Origin of the sequence: Desulfopila aestuarii DSM 18488 (genome assembly GCF_900143695.1) — a bacterium.
Classification (GTDB): domain Bacteria; phylum Desulfobacterota; class Desulfobulbia; order Desulfobulbales; family Desulfocapsaceae; genus Desulfopila; species Desulfopila aestuarii.
Genome location: NZ_FRFE01000014.1, coordinates 93,344 through 109,917, shown reverse-complemented (window position 1 = coordinate 109,917; position 16,574 = coordinate 93,344). Strand labels below are relative to the sequence as shown.

17 protein-coding genes are annotated in these 16,574 nt (G+C 50.7%); 15 read left to right on the top strand and 2 right to left on the bottom strand.

The features are described from left to right. Positions 1-541 precede the first annotated feature (541 nt). From BUF15_RS14530 to BUF15_RS14505, 6 genes are all read left to right on the top strand, one after another. Positions 542-1,720 carry an acetyl-CoA C-acetyltransferase gene (locus tag BUF15_RS14530; RefSeq protein WP_073614290.1) on the top strand — a complete coding sequence of 393 codons (1,179 nt, stop codon included), beginning with the start codon at positions 542-544 and terminating at the stop codon, positions 1,718-1,720. 64 nt (positions 1,721-1,784) lie between these two features. Beyond that, a complete protein-coding gene (locus BUF15_RS14525; protein ID WP_073614340.1) occupies positions 1,785-2,633 on the top strand; it encodes a 3-hydroxybutyryl-CoA dehydrogenase in 849 nt (282 codons plus the stop codon). Between the two features lie 86 nt (positions 2,634-2,719). After that, positions 2,720-3,919 (top strand): M24 family metallopeptidase, encoded by a 1,200-nt coding sequence (locus tag BUF15_RS14520; protein WP_073614289.1) that lies wholly within the window; start codon positions 2,720-2,722, stop codon positions 3,917-3,919. A 23-nt stretch (positions 3,920-3,942) separates the two neighbouring features. Further along, on the top strand, positions 3,943-4,701 hold the full coding sequence (locus BUF15_RS14515; protein WP_073614288.1) for a DUF6125 family protein: 759 nt from the start codon (positions 3,943-3,945) through the stop codon (positions 4,699-4,701). 27 nt (positions 4,702-4,728) lie between these two features. Next, positions 4,729-5,514 carry an enoyl-CoA hydratase-related protein gene (locus BUF15_RS14510; protein ID WP_073614287.1) on the top strand — a complete coding sequence of 262 codons (786 nt, stop codon included), beginning with the start codon at positions 4,729-4,731 and terminating at the stop codon, positions 5,512-5,514. 30 nt (positions 5,515-5,544) lie between these two features. Then, positions 5,545-6,702 carry an acyl-CoA dehydrogenase family protein gene (locus tag BUF15_RS14505; protein WP_073614286.1) on the top strand — a complete coding sequence of 386 codons (1,158 nt, stop codon included), beginning with the start codon at positions 5,545-5,547 and terminating at the stop codon, positions 6,700-6,702. Between the two features lie 81 nt (positions 6,703-6,783). Here the strand turns inward: BUF15_RS14505 and BUF15_RS26605 are convergent, their stop codons facing one another. Both BUF15_RS26605 and BUF15_RS14495 read right to left on the bottom strand, forming a co-directional pair. Next, entirely contained in the window at positions 6,784-7,926 is a 1,143-nt protein-coding gene (locus tag BUF15_RS26605; protein ID WP_159441305.1) for a L,D-transpeptidase family protein, read from the bottom strand. Between the two features lie 302 nt (positions 7,927-8,228). Continuing rightward, positions 8,229-8,450, bottom strand: coding sequence for an alanine-zipper protein (locus BUF15_RS14495; protein ID WP_073614285.1), 222 nt, complete (start codon positions 8,448-8,450; stop codon positions 8,229-8,231). 371 nt (positions 8,451-8,821) lie between these two features. Here BUF15_RS14495 and BUF15_RS14490 point away from each other — a divergent pair, with 371 nt between their 5' ends. The 9 genes from BUF15_RS14490 (at position 8,822) to BUF15_RS14450 (ending at position 16,569) form a co-directional block, all read left to right on the top strand. Continuing rightward, on the top strand, positions 8,822-9,403 hold the full coding sequence (locus tag BUF15_RS14490) for a transglutaminase-like domain-containing protein (protein WP_234981184.1): 582 nt from the start codon (positions 8,822-8,824) through the stop codon (positions 9,401-9,403). Positions 9,404-9,600: 197 nt separating this feature from the next. After that, positions 9,601-11,487: a GNAT family N-acetyltransferase gene (locus BUF15_RS14485; RefSeq protein WP_073614284.1), complete on the top strand. Its 1,887-nt coding sequence runs from the start codon at positions 9,601-9,603 to the stop codon at positions 11,485-11,487. A 3-nt stretch (positions 11,488-11,490) separates the two neighbouring features. Further along, complete coding sequence (gene cobO, locus BUF15_RS14480) at positions 11,491-12,090, top strand: cob(I)yrinic acid a,c-diamide adenosyltransferase (RefSeq protein ID WP_084554015.1); 600 nt, start codon at positions 11,491-11,493, stop codon at positions 12,088-12,090. Between the two features lie 45 nt (positions 12,091-12,135). After that, on the top strand, positions 12,136-13,284 hold the full coding sequence (locus tag BUF15_RS14475) for a CaiB/BaiF CoA transferase family protein (protein WP_073614283.1): 1,149 nt from the start codon (positions 12,136-12,138) through the stop codon (positions 13,282-13,284). A 244-nt stretch (positions 13,285-13,528) separates the two neighbouring features. After that, complete coding sequence (gene atpD / locus BUF15_RS14470; protein ID WP_073614282.1) at positions 13,529-14,932, top strand: F0F1 ATP synthase subunit beta; 1,404 nt, start codon at positions 13,529-13,531, stop codon at positions 14,930-14,932. Continuing rightward, positions 14,929-15,339, top strand: a complete 411-nt coding sequence (locus tag BUF15_RS14465; protein ID WP_073614280.1) for a F0F1 ATP synthase subunit delta/epsilon — start codon at positions 14,929-14,931, stop codon at positions 15,337-15,339. Before atpD ends, BUF15_RS14465 begins: the two co-directional genes overlap by 4 nt. Positions 15,340-15,386: 47 nt before the next feature. Further along, positions 15,387-15,608, top strand: a complete 222-nt coding sequence (locus BUF15_RS14460; protein ID WP_407642619.1) for an AtpZ/AtpI family protein — start codon at positions 15,387-15,389, stop codon at positions 15,606-15,608. Further along, complete coding sequence (locus BUF15_RS14455) at positions 15,609-16,286, top strand: F0F1 ATP synthase subunit A (protein WP_073614278.1); 678 nt, start codon at positions 15,609-15,611, stop codon at positions 16,284-16,286. Positions 16,287-16,299: 13 nt separating this feature from the next. After that, positions 16,300-16,569, top strand: coding sequence for an ATP synthase subunit c family protein (locus BUF15_RS14450; RefSeq protein WP_073614277.1), 270 nt, complete (start codon positions 16,300-16,302; stop codon positions 16,567-16,569). Positions 16,570-16,574: the final 5 nt, after the last annotated feature.

Here is a 16,574-nt window from a genome sequence, read left to right as displayed (position 1 = left end):
TTTACCGAGCGCTCGGTCGGTTTATTCTGCAACTAGAAAGCAAATCAGACGCTTTGTCAAAACAATTTTCTTTACTCTTTACAAAAAAGGATCAGAACTCCGCGGTTAAATCGGAAAGTCTGATACCATTATCCACTGCTGCTGGTTCCCTGAAGATCTGTTCTTCCGGGATTTCATCCTCATTGAATGAGCAAAGGTAATGAGGGAAAATTATATTGCGTGTGCTCCATCCGCGCTACAGTGTTGACATTCATCGCTTCCGGCCGGACAACGATTTTCCTGACATGAAAAGTGCATGCCATTCACGGAAAAAGATTGACAAACAAGAGGGATTACGTAAACATCAAACGTGTAGCGAGTGAGCGCTTGGTCGCCTTTGCTTTTGATTGATTAAACAACCATTTTTAACAAGAATCAAGAGGTATTTTCCAGTAGGATTCAGGTAGCTCGGGCTATTGGGATAATCTAAACGCAGCAACAACATGGTCAGCGGGCAGCGGCACTATCTTCTGCCGGGCCATCACCAACAGAGGGACTCACTATGAAACAGGCAGTAATTGTCAGCGCGGTTCGTACACCACTAGGCAGTTTTGGCGGCTCTCTTGCAAACATTGGCGCCACAGACCTTGGCGGCCATGTCATCCGGGAAGCAATCAAGCGTGCCTGTATCGAGGACAGCGAAGTCAACGAGTGTATCATGGGCATGGTACTTCCCTGTGGTTATGGCCAGAACCCAGCAAAGCAGGCGGCGATTAAAGCAGGTCTGCCCGATCTTGTTGAGGCTATCACCGTCAATAAGGTTTGTGGCTCCTCGTTGAAGACGGTCATGTTGGCAGCCCAGGCAATCCAGTGTGGTGATGCTGATGTGGTGGTGGCGGGAGGCATGGAAAACATGAGCATGGCTCCGTACTATATGGAAAAAGCACGGTGGGGCCATCGAATGGGGCCGGGTAAAATCGAAGATCATATGGTTCACGACGGGCTTTGGGATGTGGTCAATGATTTTCATATGGGGATGTCCAACGAGCTTATCTGCGAGAACTGGAAGGTTAACCGTGAAGATCAGGATCGCTTTGCTGCCGAGTCGTATGCCAAGGCACAGGCAGGGCAGGAGAAAGGTTATTTCGATGCCCAGATTGTACCGGTGCCCATCCCGCAACGGGGAAAGGAACCAAAGATGTTTACCCGGGATGAGTGTGTACAGCCCACCGATTACGCAACGCTTGCCAAGATGCGTCCGGCCTTCAAAAAGGATGGTGTGGGTACTGCCGGTAATGCTTCAATTATCAGTGACGGCGCCGCCGCCCTGGTGTTGATGAGCAGAGAAAAGGCCGAGCAGCTTGGTTGCAAGATCATGGCTGAAGTGGGAGCGCAGGCATCCCACGGTATCGAACTGAAATATGTGTTGATGGCACCCATCTATGCTATCCCCAAAGTGTTGAAAAAAGAGGGTGTTACCATAAACGATATCGATCTCTTTGAAATTAACGAAGCGTTTTCAGGAACCTCGGTTGCCATTAATCGGGTTCTCGAGCTTGATACCACAAAGGTTAACGTCAACGGGGGCAGTGTGGCGATAGGGCATCCCATTGGGGCCAGCGGAGCACGGATTCTGACCGATCTTCTCTATGAGATGGAGCGCCGGGATGCACATCGAGGACTTGCCTCACTCTGTCTTGGTGGAGGAGAAGCGGTTGCTTTAATTCTCAGAAGACCGTGAACACGTGCTGCGAGTATCAATGAAATGACAAAGAGCCACAATGAATAACGGAGAGAAAAAGAATATGACAGTCAAGACCTTTGGAGTTATCGGATCAGGTCAGATGGGTAACGGTATTGCCCAGGTAGCTGCTGCAAGTGGTCTGCAGGTGGTGATGAGTGATGTTAAGCAGGAGTTTGCCGAAAAGGGGCTTGCGGCAATAGGTAAAAATTTGAATCGGCTGGTGGAAAAAGAGAAAATTTCTCAGGCTGATGGCCAGGCGATCCTGTCCCGGGTGAAAATTACGACCAATCTTGAGGATATGGCAGCAGCCGATTATGTGGTAGAGGCTGCCACTGAGCGAGAAGAGCTAAAGTTTGGTATTTTTCGTGAGCTGGACCGCATTTGTCCACCGCATGTGATTCTCGGCACTAACACCTCCTCCATTCCCATTGGCAGGATCGCTGCCCAGACCGACCGCCCGGAGAAGGTGATTGGTATGCACTTCATGAATCCCGTACCGGTGATGAAGCTGGTGGAGGTGATTCGCGGTCTTGCGACGTCAGATGAAACATTTTCAATAACATGGCAACTCTGCGAAAAATTCGGCAAGACTCCGGCGGAGGCTAATGACTTCCCTGGTTTTATCGCCAACCGAATTCTGATGCCGATGATCAACGAGGCGATCTTCTGCCTGTATCAGAGTGTCGGCAAAAAAGAAGATATCGATACGGTCATGAAGCTTGGCATGAATCATCCCATGGGGCCACTGGCCCTGGCTGATCTCATTGGGCTTGACACCTGCCTGGCTATTATGGAAACCCTCTATGATGGGTTTAAGGATTCAAAATACCGTCCATGTCCGCTGCTCAGAAAATATGTTGAGGCCGGTTGGCTTGGCCGAAAAAGCGGCAAAGGTTTTTACACCTACTAAAAAACTATCCTTCAACGTAGCCTGAAGTTTCTCGATGTGGGCAATGAAGTATCATGCCTTGGCATCTCAACGAGGAGACACAGCAAATGACGTACGACCTATCGGCAACGCCCGCAGCTGAACTTGAGGTGCGCATAGCTCAGCTGCAGGAAAGGTTGCGGCAAAAAGAGGTACAGGCGGCGTTGATCGTGCAGAAGACGGACCTCTATTATTTTTCGGGAACGTCTCAGCAGGGCTGGCTTTATGTCCCCGATACCGGAGAGGCGCTCCTGATGGTCTTCAAGGAGTTTGAACGGGCGAAACAGGAGTCGCAGCTCGTTGATGTGATCCCGTTGGTGAGCCCGAAAAAGATCCCGGACCAGCTCCAACTGATGGGCCTGGTGCTGCCTTCTGTACTCGGTATGGAGCTTGATGTGTTGCCGGTGAATCTCTTCTCTCAGTATCAGAAGATTTTCGCGGATGCCAAAATTGTCGACGTTTCCACCGAGATTCGGCTGGTCAGGGCAGTAAAGTCGTCCTATGAAATTGATCGAATACGAAAGGCCTGTGCTTTGTCGGACCAAGTCGCCTTGCGTGTTCCTGAACTTCTTGTAGAGGGTAAGACCGAGGTACAGCTGGCTGGGGAAATCGAGGCGTATGCACGAAGTCTCGGGCATCAGGGTATTGTCCGTATGCGTCTTTGGGGCAGTGAGATGTTTTACGGGCACCTGATGTCCGGTTCCTCTGCAGCTGTACCGAGTTATCTCGCCTCACCTACCGGAGGGGAAGGGGTGAGCAGCATGATCGGCCAGGGAGCAGGGTACAAGAAGATCGGACGTAATGAACCTGTTCTTGTTGATTATGTTTTTGCGTTAAATGGCTATTTATCCGACCATACCAGGATATTCTCTCTTGGCCAGCTGCCAGATGAGCTGATGCAGGCACACGAGGCGATGCTTGCAATTCAGGAAGAGGTGAAAAAACTTGCGGTACCAGGAGTGTTGACCGGGGATCTCTATGAACAGATGATCGCACTTGCCGAGAAAAAGGGGTATGGGGAGAACTTTATGGGAGTCGGTGATCGTAAGATCCGCTTCACCGGTCATGGGGTCGGGCTTGAACTTGACGAGTTTCCCTTTATTGCCAAAGGACAAACCCTGCCGTTGGCGGCCGGCATGGTGATTGCCCTTGAACCGAAAGCGATATTTCCCGGTAAAGGCGTGGTCGGCATTGAAAATACCCACCTGGTTACGGAGCAGGGGCTTGAATCACTTACCACATTAGATAACACGATCCGAATTATATAAAAACATACCTAACGGAGAAGACAATGTACGAGAACGTCAACAGTGTTGAAGATCTGGACCAGCGGCAGACTGCTCACTACGTGGTCGATCTGTTTCATCGTACGATCATCCACCACGCACTCTGGTATAACGAGGTATGTCACCAGATGGGACAGGAAAAAGCGTTGGAACTGTTAAAGGCAACGGCCAGGATCAGCGGTGAAATGCAGCTGAGGCATCTCGCACCGCTTTTAGGTTTTGATCTTGTTGAGGGTATTCCCTCCACCCTGTTTGAGATGGGACCGGAAAAGCTTCAGGAGCTGCGGGTACGGATGGCAAAAAACTGGCTGGCCAACGACGGCGTATGGTTCCAGTCAATTGAATTTGCCGAAGGAATGAATGAAGCCAAACGTTGCAATGATTCTTGCTGGGCCCATTTCTCACCATTTGAGGCGGAGATGATCCGGGATCAGCTGAATCTTGGCAGAAAGCCGGGGTTGGACGGCTTGAAAAGAGCCCTTGCGTTTCGCGTATATGCGAACATTAATAAACAGTCGATCAGCGAAGAGACAGAAAACAGCTTTGTTTTTCAGATGAACGCCTGTAGGGTCCAGCAAGCAAGAAATCGCAAAGGGCTTGCCGATTATCCATGCAAATCTGCCGGATTGGTGGAGTACACCTACTTCGCCAGGACCATAGATGCCCGGATTCAGACGGAGTGCATTGGTTGTCCGCCGGACGAACATCCTGAAGAATGGCATTGCGCCTGGCGTTTTTCCATGGATTCCGAACGTCTCGTGTAAGAGAAATACCTGTACTAGGAGAATAGTATGACCGAATTGAAAAACGTCCGCTTCGAAAAAGATGGGGCGATAGCTCAAATAACTATCGACCGGCCAAAGGCCTTGAATGCCCTCAACTATGAGACCCTACAGGAGTTGCTTTACTGTTTCGGTCTCCTGGAGAAGGCAAGGGAGATCACAGCTGTGGTCCTGACTGGTGGTGGAGAGAAGGCTTTTGTTGCCGGTGCAGATATCGCCTATATGCAGGAACTCGACGCTATGGCGGCTGCAGACTTTGCCGGGCTTGGCCACACCGTGATGACAGCAATCGAAAAGCTGCCCCAACCGGTCATTGCTGCGGTAAATGGTTTTGCTTTAGGCGGCGGTTGTGAACTGTCCCTGGCATGCGATATCAGGATTGCCTCGGAAAATGCCAAATTCGGGCAGCCCGAGGTTAATCTCGGGGTCATTCCAGGTTTTGGCGGTACCCAGCGACTGCCACGATTGATTGGCAAGGGTCTGGCTTCTGAACTGCTTTATACCGGTGATATTATCGATGCAGCGGAAGCACTGCGTATCGGTTTGGTAAATCGGGTGGTTCCGGCCGATCAGCTGATGGCGACCTGCCGGGAAATGGCCAAAAAGATCGCTTCCAAAGGCCCGATAGCCATCCGGTTATGTAAAAAGACGGTCAATACAGGGGTGGAGATGGATCTGGATCGTGCCAACAGTTATGAGGCTATACAGTTCGGCCAGTGTTTCGCCAGTAAAGATCAAAAGGAAGGTATGCAGGCTTTTCTCGAAAAACGGGCCGCCGACTTTCAGGGGAAATAAAGAACCAGCCGTTACAGGCAGGGGAGATATATGTATCTAGAGCTGACAGAAGAACAAAAGTTGATTCAGGAAACCACTCGGGAATTTGCCCAGGCAGAACTTGCTCCCGTGGCGGCTGAGCTTGACAAAGGTGGCAGCCAGGAAACCTTCTATGAGAACCTGAAGAAACTGGCCGAACTTGGCATGATGGGGTTAAATATCAAAGATGAGTACGGTGGCTCCGAAGCTGGGGTAATCGCCTTTAGTGTGGCCATGACCGAGATCGCCCGGGCCTGTGCCTCGACGGCGGTGACGGTGTCGGTTAACAACATGGTCAACGAAGTCGTCCAGGCTCTGGGCAGTGAAGAACAGAAAAAGAAATATATCCCCAAAATCTGCAGTGGTGAATTCGTAGCGGGTGCCTTTGCTCTCACCGAGGCGGGTGCTGGTTCCGATCCGGCCGGCATGACAACCACCGCAGTTCGTGACGGCGACCACTGGGTCTTAAACGGCACCAAGATGTTCATTACCAGCGGTTCCTGTGCCGGGGTTTTCGTGGTTTGGGCCGTTACCGACCCGAAAGCTCCGAAGGGCAAGGGGATCAGCACCTTTCTGGTGGAAGCCGGCACCGAGGGGCTGGTGGTCGGCAAAAAAGAAGAAAAGATGGGGCAGCACGCCTCGGCCACTAATGAAATCCTTTTTCAGAACTGCAGAATTCCAGCAGATAGCCTGATGGGAGAGCTCAATGACGGTTTCAGGGTGGCGGTGACTGAGCTTGCCGGCGGCCGGATCGGAATCGGTTCGCTGGCGCTGGGCGTAGGGCTTGCCGCCATGGATGCGGCTACCAGATATTCGCTGGATCGGGCGCAGTTTGGAAAAAAAATCTGCGAGTTTGAGGCGATTCAGTGGAAAATTGCCGATATGTACACCAATCTTGAGGCAAGTCGACTGCTGCTTATGAACGCGGCCTACAAAAAGGAGCAGGGGCGGCATTTCGCCAAAGAGGCTTCAATGGCCAAGGTTTTCGCCAGTGAGAGTGCCAATAAGGCCTGCTATGAGGCGATGCAGATCCTGGGCGGTTACGGGTATACAGCCGAATACCCCATTGAACGCTATACCCGTGATGCCCGCATCACCACCATCTATGAAGGGACCAGTGAAATCCAGCGACTGATTATCTCCAGGGAGATTCTGCGCGAATTCTCCTGATAGGGTGGGTGTTGTGCAACTGGACTTTCCACATGGCAGGAACGATTCTGCTGAGAAAGAAAAGAGCCTTGACGGTGAATTCTAATAACTGGCATTTGCCGTCAACCTGGCTCCGTAGGAGATGTTTTCAGGAATGCCTCTTTTCTGTTGGATTGCGTTGGTAAAGCGTTTCCTGTCCACATTCATCCAGTAGCCTTTTTCGATGAGTTTCTCTCGTGCATAGGCGCTAAGATCGGGAAACATGTTATAAATATCTTTATGCACCTCAAGGTAAATGTCGTTGCCGACTCTTCCAATCTTCACCGGTTCATAGACGATTTGCACAGTTGTGCCGACGCCAATGATATTGAAAAATGTGGAGATGTCCTCAGGATACATCCGGATGCAACCATGGGTGACCTTTCTGCCGATCGACCAGGGTATATCGCTGCCATGGATGCCGTAATTGGTGTTTTTGAGGCCCAGCCAGTATTTTCCTAAAGGATTATCCGGACCGGGCGGAACACTTTTGACCTGGTATTTTGCCCGGAGGGATGGCGGAATGTACCAGGTGGGATTTATGGCCTTGTTGCCGACGACATAGTTGCCGGGTTCGGTCTGGAAATCGGTGTCGCCAATCCCCACCGGGTGAGTAATAACGTGCGTGGCCTCTTTTGTTTTACTGAAATAGTAGAGGCGCATTTCCGGAACGTTGATAACAATACCTTTTTTATCGCCATCGGGCAGCAGGCGGGCGGTGGGCAGTAATAATCTTCTTCCCACCGGCGGCAGCCATGGGTCGAGGTCGGGGTACATGTCGGCAATCTCGTTGTATCCAAGATTGTACTGGCGGGCAATATCAAGCAGTGTGTCTTCCGTGCTTACAACATGATGCTGGGGCTGGCCAATCATTGCTGTTGTATTTGCCAGTCTTTCGGGTGGGGCGACACGGTTGTTTGGCTCTGGACCAGGTACTGTAGGAGCGGTATCGATATCTTTGTGGACGATTACCGGCTGGGTGGGAGGAGCTGGAGGCGTGTCGGAAATGATGGTAACGATCTCTTTTCGATTATCGACCGTGTGCCAGGCAATTTTTACAATTTCACCGACCTCAAAATCTTCCAGATCGCATTTTTTCCCGGCTCTTAGCAGAATGGCGTCCTGGGCCAGTCTGCCACCGACAATGTGCGGCCTGTCATCCAGAAGAATTTCAACTGCCACGGTAGAGGCAATTGTTGAAACCACAATAATTTCACCGTTTCCTCTTCCTTCCTGGTAAGCACCAATGGCGGGCGTCAGGTCAAAGATAGCAAAGGACAGAAAGAAAAGGAATATAAGGCAGCAAGGCGTCAGGGTTTGTTTTGGAAAAAACTTTGTCATTTCCTGTCGGATCTGTGGAGCTTTGGGAATGGGGTTATCGGGCAGGTGTTGTAGAAAGGATCTCAGCATGGATGTAATGAAAAAAAAATTGATCGACATTCTCCGAGGAGCTAACGGTAGAGTTCTCGCGGCACCTGTATGGTGCCGCGTGTTCTTTTGCTGCTCTGCTATTTTTTCATCTTTTTCTCAAAAATACGCTCGGCTTTTTCTGCAGCAGCTTCAGCTCGGTTGGCGGCAGCCTCGGCGCGTGAGGCGGCAGCCTCGGCACGGCTCAAGGCTTCATCCGATTGGGCTGTCGACTTGGTTGCACAACCGCTAGTCATGAGGCTGAAGCCAAGCAGTATGGCGAGACCAAGAGCCGTCAGTTGTTTTTTTCCTGTATACACCATATCAATGTCCTCCAATTGTTGAGATTGAACCCGGTGAATTACATGGCTAGACAAAAATAAAAATCCGGGTTTTAGCTTAGAGTACGGAAAATACATGGATCATGCATTAAAGAGGTAGTCAACTATTCTATAGTATAGGAAGATGAGCAGGATATGGAAGGGCCGAAAAAAATATATTTTGCTCACTGTTTCTTTTGGTCTGCTATATCGGCAAATATTTTAACAAATATAATGTATTGCACTATAAAGATAGAAGAAGGAAAAGGATAAAAACGCCCATGGAAATGTCTATTTGTCTGGTGGCAACGCCCTCGCTTGATTGGCATCATCCGATTGTTGGGAAATTTGTTGCCCGTTACGTGGGTGAGGATATGAGTGAACTGGAAAAGGCTGTGGCGTTGTATCATAGTGTGCGCGATGAAATACGGTATGATCCGTATCGGCTTGACCTATCCCAAGAAGGTATGAAGGCCAGCACCACATTGAAAAACCGTTATGGTTGGTGTGTGCCGAAAGCCGTGCTGCTCGCTGCTTGTTGCCGCGCATGTAATATTCCTGCACGCCTCGGTTTTGGTGATGTAAAAAATCACATGTCCACAGAGCGGCTGCGTAGGCAAATGCAGACCGATGTCTTCTATTGGCATGGCTATACCGAGATTTTTCTTGAAGGTCGTTGGGTCAAGGCTACACCTGCTTTCAATCGCAGCTTGTGTGAAAAACTGGGACTCGAGCCACTTGATTTCGATGGGGTGCATGATTCGATTTTTCATTCCTTTGATAAGGCGGGCAATCGTTTTATGGAATATCTGCACCAGCGAGGTTCTTTTGACGACCTGCCGCTTGCGGAGATTATGACAACTTTCAAATACCATTATCAAGGACTACTGGAGACGATAAACGGCGATTTCGAAGTTGAAGCGGCGAATGAAGCCCGGGAAGATCTCAAGGTATAAGCCGTTGATATCTCTCTCCGTCGACTGAAATTGTGTTGTGCTGGGGCTGCTACTGCACTAAGATGAAAGGAATTGCTATATCGTATCTGCCTGTCGACATGAATTTTTGTTGCCAGAGGCAGGTAGCTGCAGGCCAGGGACAGATAGTCTACGTGAAAATGAGCCGGTCGTTGCCGGTGGGATAAAAGGAACAGGTTATGCCAACTACCCAGCATTGGGCGGACAGCTATGTAGAGAAAACGGTCAGCGCCAAAGAAGCGGCTGCAAAAATTCGGTCAGGACAGCGGGTCTTTATCGGCTCAGGCTGCGGCGAACCCCAGGAGCTGGTGCGAGCCCTTACCGCAAGAGCAGATAGCTTTAGCGGCCTTGAGATATTGCGTCTTTTAACGCAGGAAACCATGTCGTTTGCTGCCATTGCCGATCGAACTCGTGATGCCAGCCTGAACATCCGTTCCATTTATCTTGGTTCAACCAAGACCGAGGCGATTGCCAAGCACAAGCGGTTTATCACCCCGATGAACATGTCTGATGTGCCATCTCTCTTTACTACCAGGAAGCTGCCGCTCAATGTGGCACTGATCCAGGTGTCGCCGCCGGATGATTTTGGCTGGATGAGTCTTGGCATATCTGTTGATGTCACTCTTGCCGCTGCTCGCTCGGCAGAATTCGTTATCGCTCAGGTCAATCCGCGGATGCCAAGGGTGATGGGACAGAGCTTTATCCATGTCAATTATGTCGATCTCTTTGTCGAGTACGAAGAGGATATTTTGTCCGTACCCTATAAAAATGCGCCGTCTGGCGTAGAGCAGTTTATCGGTAAGCATATTGCCAGGGTTATTGAAGACGGTTCAACCCTGCAGATCGGACTTGATGCCGCCAGTCAGGCTACCTTGCAGGCGCTTTCCAACAAGAACGACCTCGGCGTTCACTCCCAGTTTCTGACCGATGATATCATGCACCTCTACGCTCGCGGTAATATTACCAACCAGCGCAAGGGGTTTAACGAAGGGAAGATGGTCTCTTCCATGGCCGTGGGCAGCAGGGATCTCTATGAGTTTCTCAACGACAATCCAGCGGTGGATTTTCACCCCTCCGACTATGTCAATGACCCCTTCGTCATCTCGCGCCATAACCGGATGGTTTCGCTCAATGTCGCCCACACCATTGATCTCACCGGCCAGATGTCTGCCGAGGCGTCCGCCAGTTCACGGTTTGCCGGTATTTCTGGAATTCCCGACTTTGTGCGTGGCGCTCACCGATCGCCAGGCGGGAAGTCGATTCTGATGATCCGTTCTACTTCCAAAGGGCCGGATGGTGTACGACGTTCAAACATCGTTCCCAATCTGGTGGATGATGTGGTGGTTGTGCCTCGCGGTGATGTGCATTTCGTTGCCTCGGAATACGGTATCGTCAATCTGTTTGGCAAGAGCCTGCAGGAGCGGGTAATTGCCATGATTTCGATTGCCCATCCCGATTTTCGTGAAGAGCTGTTCCAGTCCTCCAAGGAGCTGGGCTTAATCGGTTCCGAACGAAACCTTGGTGAAGCAGTGAAAGCCATCTATCCGGTGAAGCTGGAAGAGGTTATCGAGATAAGAGACGAAAGGATCACCATTCGGCCGTCGAAACCCGTGGATGAACGGCGTATTCAGGAACACTATTACACACTGCCTAAGGAGGATGTGCTGTCCCGCTTCTTCTGTCAGAAGAGTCACTTCACCAGAACAGATGTCGAAGTCAGATCCCAGACCGACTATGTGAATGCACTCAGCCTGGTGGCTGTTTCAGGTGAATTTGGCTTTGGCAAGATTGTTGGTGTTGCTGAGATGATGCGACTTAGAGGTTCAAACATTGCGGAAGTGGCGTTTTCGGTGAGTGAGGAAATGCAGGGCAAGGGGCTTGGCAAACTGCTCCTCAAAAAACTGGCCGATGCAGCGCGTGAAAATGGTCTGGCCGGGCTGATGGCCTTCACCTCACCTGGTAATCAGGGGATGATCAAGTTGTTTCAGACTCTACCGTATAAGGTACAGAAAAAGCTGGAAGATGGCGATCTGTTGCTGACCTGCCGCTTTGATGAACTAGCATAAGATGTGAAAAAATTAAAACCGTTTGAGACTGACGACGGTTCGCGGGCAAGGCAAAATATGAGTGCAGAAGAGAAGTCAAAGAAAAAAGTGAAGGGCCGGGTCATCTTGAACACCGGCCATGGCAAGGGGAAAACCACGGCAGCGCTCGGCACCGCTTTTAGGGCCCTGGGCCATCAACAGCGAGTCTGTGTCATCCAGTTTCTGAAAGGTCAGGGAGATTACGGTGAGCGGCTGCTGGCGGATCAGTTTCCCAACCTTGACTGGTATATCTGCGGACGGGGATTTGTTTTTAATCGTGAAAAAATAGAAGAAGATAAGCGGGTTGCCGAGGAAGGGTTTGCATTGGCCAAAGAAAAAGTCGAAAGTGATCTCTACGATCTGGTCATCCTCGATGAAATCACCTATCTGCCGCTCTTTGGTTTTTTGGATGTCGAGAGAATTGTTGATCTGGTGAAGAATAAGCCGGAGCGGTTGAGTATCATCATGACTGGCCGTGATGCCCATGAAGCGCTGGTGCAAGTTGCCGATACGGTATCAGTTATCGATCCTCAGAAGCATGCCTTTAATAGCGGTGTAAAGGCCCAGAAAGGGATTGAGTTCTGATTTAAAAGGCGCCGAGATTCTCGACGTTTGGTTGAAGGGGGAGATATGCTGAATTGTGGGGCGCTTGATGGTGTAAGAGTTTTGGATTTGTCTCGGTTGCTGCCTGGACCGTATTGTTCAATGATCCTTGCCGATCACGGTGCCGATGTGCTTGCCGTCGAAGACAGCCGCTTCCAGAAAGATGGGCTGTTCTTTGGTGAAATCAACCGCAATAAACGGCATATGTCCCTCAATCTCAAGACGGAAGACGGGCTGGATATTTTTTATCGATTGGCGGAAAAGGCCGATGTGGTGCTTGAGGGGTTCCGGCCGGGTGTGGCCCGACGCTTGGGCGTGGATTACGAGAAGCTGTCCGGGATGAACCCACGTCTTATCTACTGTTCCATCACTGGCTACGGCCAGAGCGGGCCAATGCGAGATGTGGCTGGCCATGATGTCAACTACCTGGCGACAGCCGGTGTTCTCGATCTTATAGGTGAAACAGACAATCCACCGTCCATTCCCGGTGTCCAGATTGCTGATATCATGGGCGGAGCGATGCAGGCTGCGGTGGGTATCCTGCTCGCCTTGTACAATAGAGAGAAAAGCGGAGCAGGCCAGTATATCGATATCTCCATGACCGACGGTATTCTCGGTCTGTTGACCTTGCCCCGATTTTTTCAAAATACAAAAGGCGAGTCTCCAAGACGTTCAGATGTCACTCTGTCCCATCGTTACGGGTGCTATAATACCTACCGGACAGCTGATGGCAGGCATGTTGCTATCGGGGCAGTGGAAAACAGGTTCTGGAAAAAACTCTGTGAACTTCTAGGCGCCAGCCACTATGCACCACTGCAGTACAGCCAATCTCATCGGCAGGAAATTGTCGACTGGTTACGCACTGTTTTTGCCACCAAGCCCCTGGCACACTGGCAGGAACTGCTTGGCGGCCAGGATGTCTGTTTCAGCACAATTGCCGAACTTGACGAGGTGATGTCGTCTTCACTCTTTCGCGAGCGTGAGATGGTTTGCGAGTATGAAAGTGTTGATGGTGCTACCCTGACTACACTTGGAATCCCGGTAAAACTCTCAGTAACTCCCGGGGCGTTGAAGACAGCTCCTGCTAGCTTTGGGGCGCACACCGATACGGTTTTGAAAGAACTTGGATATACGCCAGAACAAATAACTGAACTTCGCGCGCGAAACGTCGTTTGATCTTCTTTGATAAAGTTCAATTCCGTATTCTGCCTGACGGAAAAATGGATTTATCCAATTTTTACTCGCTTTTTCATTTCCTCTTTAGATAAGGGAAAGACTTTTTCCTGCCGTCCTATACCATTTTCTCTCCCAGAACGATAAAATGAAGTATGTGAGAGCTTTGTTGCGGTGCATCAACAAATGCGCTTTTGTACCCTCTGGTATTTGAGCAGACTGTTCTCTCTTTTCGGGAACCATTGCCATGAACCATGATCGGTTAGGGGAAAACTGCTCGCAGGATGACGCCATCGGCTTCATTACCGAGGTTCACGGACCGGTAGTGGAAGTCAACTGCCGACGTTTGCCGCCACTCAGACGTGCTCTTACCACCAGAGTGGATGGCGAAACCTATATCTTCGAAGTCCACAAGCATGTTGATCAGCATCATATTCTGGTTATAACCATGCACGAGACCAGCGGTCTGTTTCGGGGCATGGCAGTCTATGATAGTGGAGCATCCTTGCATGTGCCTGTCGCTACCTGCTGCCTTGGCCGTCTTGTCAATATTTTTGGCGAACCGCTGGATGGTGGCGAACCTCTTGTCCCCGAACTTTATCGAAATATACATTCGAGCCCGCCGTTTCTCTCCGATGCTCTGGAATCCCAGGGGATTCTTCAGACCGGTATCAAGGTGATAGATCTGCTCTGTCCTTTTGCCGCAGGTGGGAAAACAGGTTTGTTTGGTGGAGCAGGGGTGGGTAAGACTGTTCTTATCATGGAGTTCATGCATGCCATTGCCGCCCTCCATCATGGTGTTTCGGTATTTGCGGGTGTGGGAGAACGGCTGCGTGAGGGGCATGAGCTGTGGCATGAAATGCAGAAAGCCGGGGTCATGCCGCACACCTTAATGGTTTTTGGCCAGATGGATGAATCTCCCGGTGTGAGGTTCCGGGTGGGGTTGTCGGCACTCACCTATGCGGAATTCTTGCGAGATACAATGGGGAAAGAGGTTCTCTTTGTCATGGACAATGTTTTCCGTTTTGTCCAGGCTGGAAGTGAGATATCGAGTCTGCTTGGGCGGATGCCGGCAACGGTAGGATATCAGCCGACGCTGCACACCGAGGTAGCAGAATTGGAGGATCGCATCCTTTCAACCGAGAGTGGCTCCATTACCTCTGTCCAGGCGGTCTATGTGCCTGCCGATGATATGAGTGATCCGGCGGTTAACGCAATATTGAAGCATCTCGATACCACGGTAATCCTTTCTCGCCAACAGGCCGCACGAGGAATATATCCGGCTGTCGACCCTCTTGTTTCCACGAGCAAATTAATGGATCGGCATACTCTTGGTGATATCCATTATGTTGTTGCCGAAGGGGTTCGCGAGACCCTGGCCCGTTATGCAGAGCTGGAAGATATAATCACCATGCTGGGAGTTGAGGAACTTTCGCCACAGGACAGGTTGACGGTTATCAGGGCGAGGAAGCTGCAACGTTATCTGACGCAACCGTTCTGGGCTACAGCAACCTATACCGGTATGACGGGGAAGTCGGTACCTCTTAAGCAAACGATCGCTGATTGTCAGGATTTTCTTCAAGGAAAATATGACGATCTACCTGAAGAGAACTGCTATTTCAAGGGTTCAATGCAGGAGGTCGTGCCATGAGCTACTTTACACTGAAAATTATCGACAGCCGAAAACAACTGGTGGTTGAGAATGTCTCTTCTTTTGTCGGTGAAGATGGCAGCGGCAGCTTCGGTATTTTGCCGGATCATACGCGGATGATGACGGTGCTGACGTTTGGCTTGGCCAGTTTTCGACGCGGCGAAGGTGATTGGGAGTATGTCGCTGTGCCCGGGGCGGTTCTCTATTTTGATGCAAATGTCTTGAACCTGGTATGTCGCCACTATCTGATAGACTCCGAATACGAACGGATCGCGCAGCGGCTGGTGGAAGAACTGGTGGCTGAAGAAGAGCAGATTCGGGAAGTCAGGCAGAGCCTCAAAAGTATGGAAGAGGCGTTACTCAAGCGAATGTGGGAGTTGCGACGCCAGGGGGTGAGCCTGTTATGACTGAGCGAAAAAAATTGAGCAAGGACATCGAGAGGCGAGTGAAACGGATGAAAAAGGCGGAAAAGGAACGACCAACCATCCTCGCCCAGACCATTTTTCTTGGTACCCTCGGACTGATTTTTGTGCTGCCGGTAGTTGCCGGGGCCTACCTTGGCCGGTGGATCGACAGCGGTCTGGAAGGGTATTCGATGCGCTGGACCCTGAGTCTCCTTTTCCTTGGTGTGATCGTTGGCGCTGTCAATGTCTATCTGTTGGTACGGGAGAGGTAAATGAATGAAGTAAGTATTCGTGTTGCAACACTCTTTACTTTCGGGCCATTCGATATCAGCGTCAGCCTAGCGACAAGCGTTGGAATGACGGTGGTGATCAGCGGAGTTGGTTGGCTGCTGGTCCGTTCGCCTGCCAGTACACCGGGACCCAGGCAGGTGGTGATCGAGGCAATTGTTTCCACCATGGAAGAAGCTGTTGCACAGGTTGCCGGTAGTCATGCCCAACGGATAATGCCCTTTATTGCCAGCATCTGGATATTTTTGGTCTGCAGTAACCTGCTGGGTCTGGTGCCGGGACTCGATTCTCCCACAAGGGATCTGTCGGTGACAACGGCGTTGGCTATTGTGGTCTTTTTATCGGTGCACTGGTTTGGGATAAGGACTCAGGGGCTCAAGAAATATCTGCAACATTATCTCAGTCCAAGTCCATTCCTGCTGCCGTTTCATCTGATCAGTGAGGTGACACGGACGGTGGCGCTGGCGGTGCGGTTGTTCGGCAATATGATGAGCCTTGAGATGGCAGCCTTTCTTGTGCTGATGGTAGCGGGGTTTCTGGTACCAATCCCGATTCTGATGCTGCATATCGTTGAGGCTTTGGTACAGGCCTATATTTTCGGGATGCTGGCTTTGATTTATGTGGCCGGTGGCATTCAATCCCATGAGGAAGGCAAGCCATAAAGAGGAGGAGCACATGTCCGAGATAAGTGTGGTTATCGAGGTATCGACGCTTGCGGCGGTCGTCGGCCTTGCGATAGGGGTGCAGTTACCGGCATTTGCTATGGGCAAGGCGATAAGCAGTGCACTGGAAGCGCTGTCACGGCAACCTGAAGCGGAAAAGTCGATTATGCGGACGCTGTTTATCGGTCTGGCGATGATAGAATCATTGGCGATTTATGTGCTGGTCATTGTCCTTATCATCCTGTTTCGCAACCCATTGCTCGAATATCTTCTTCATCCGTAAGGGAG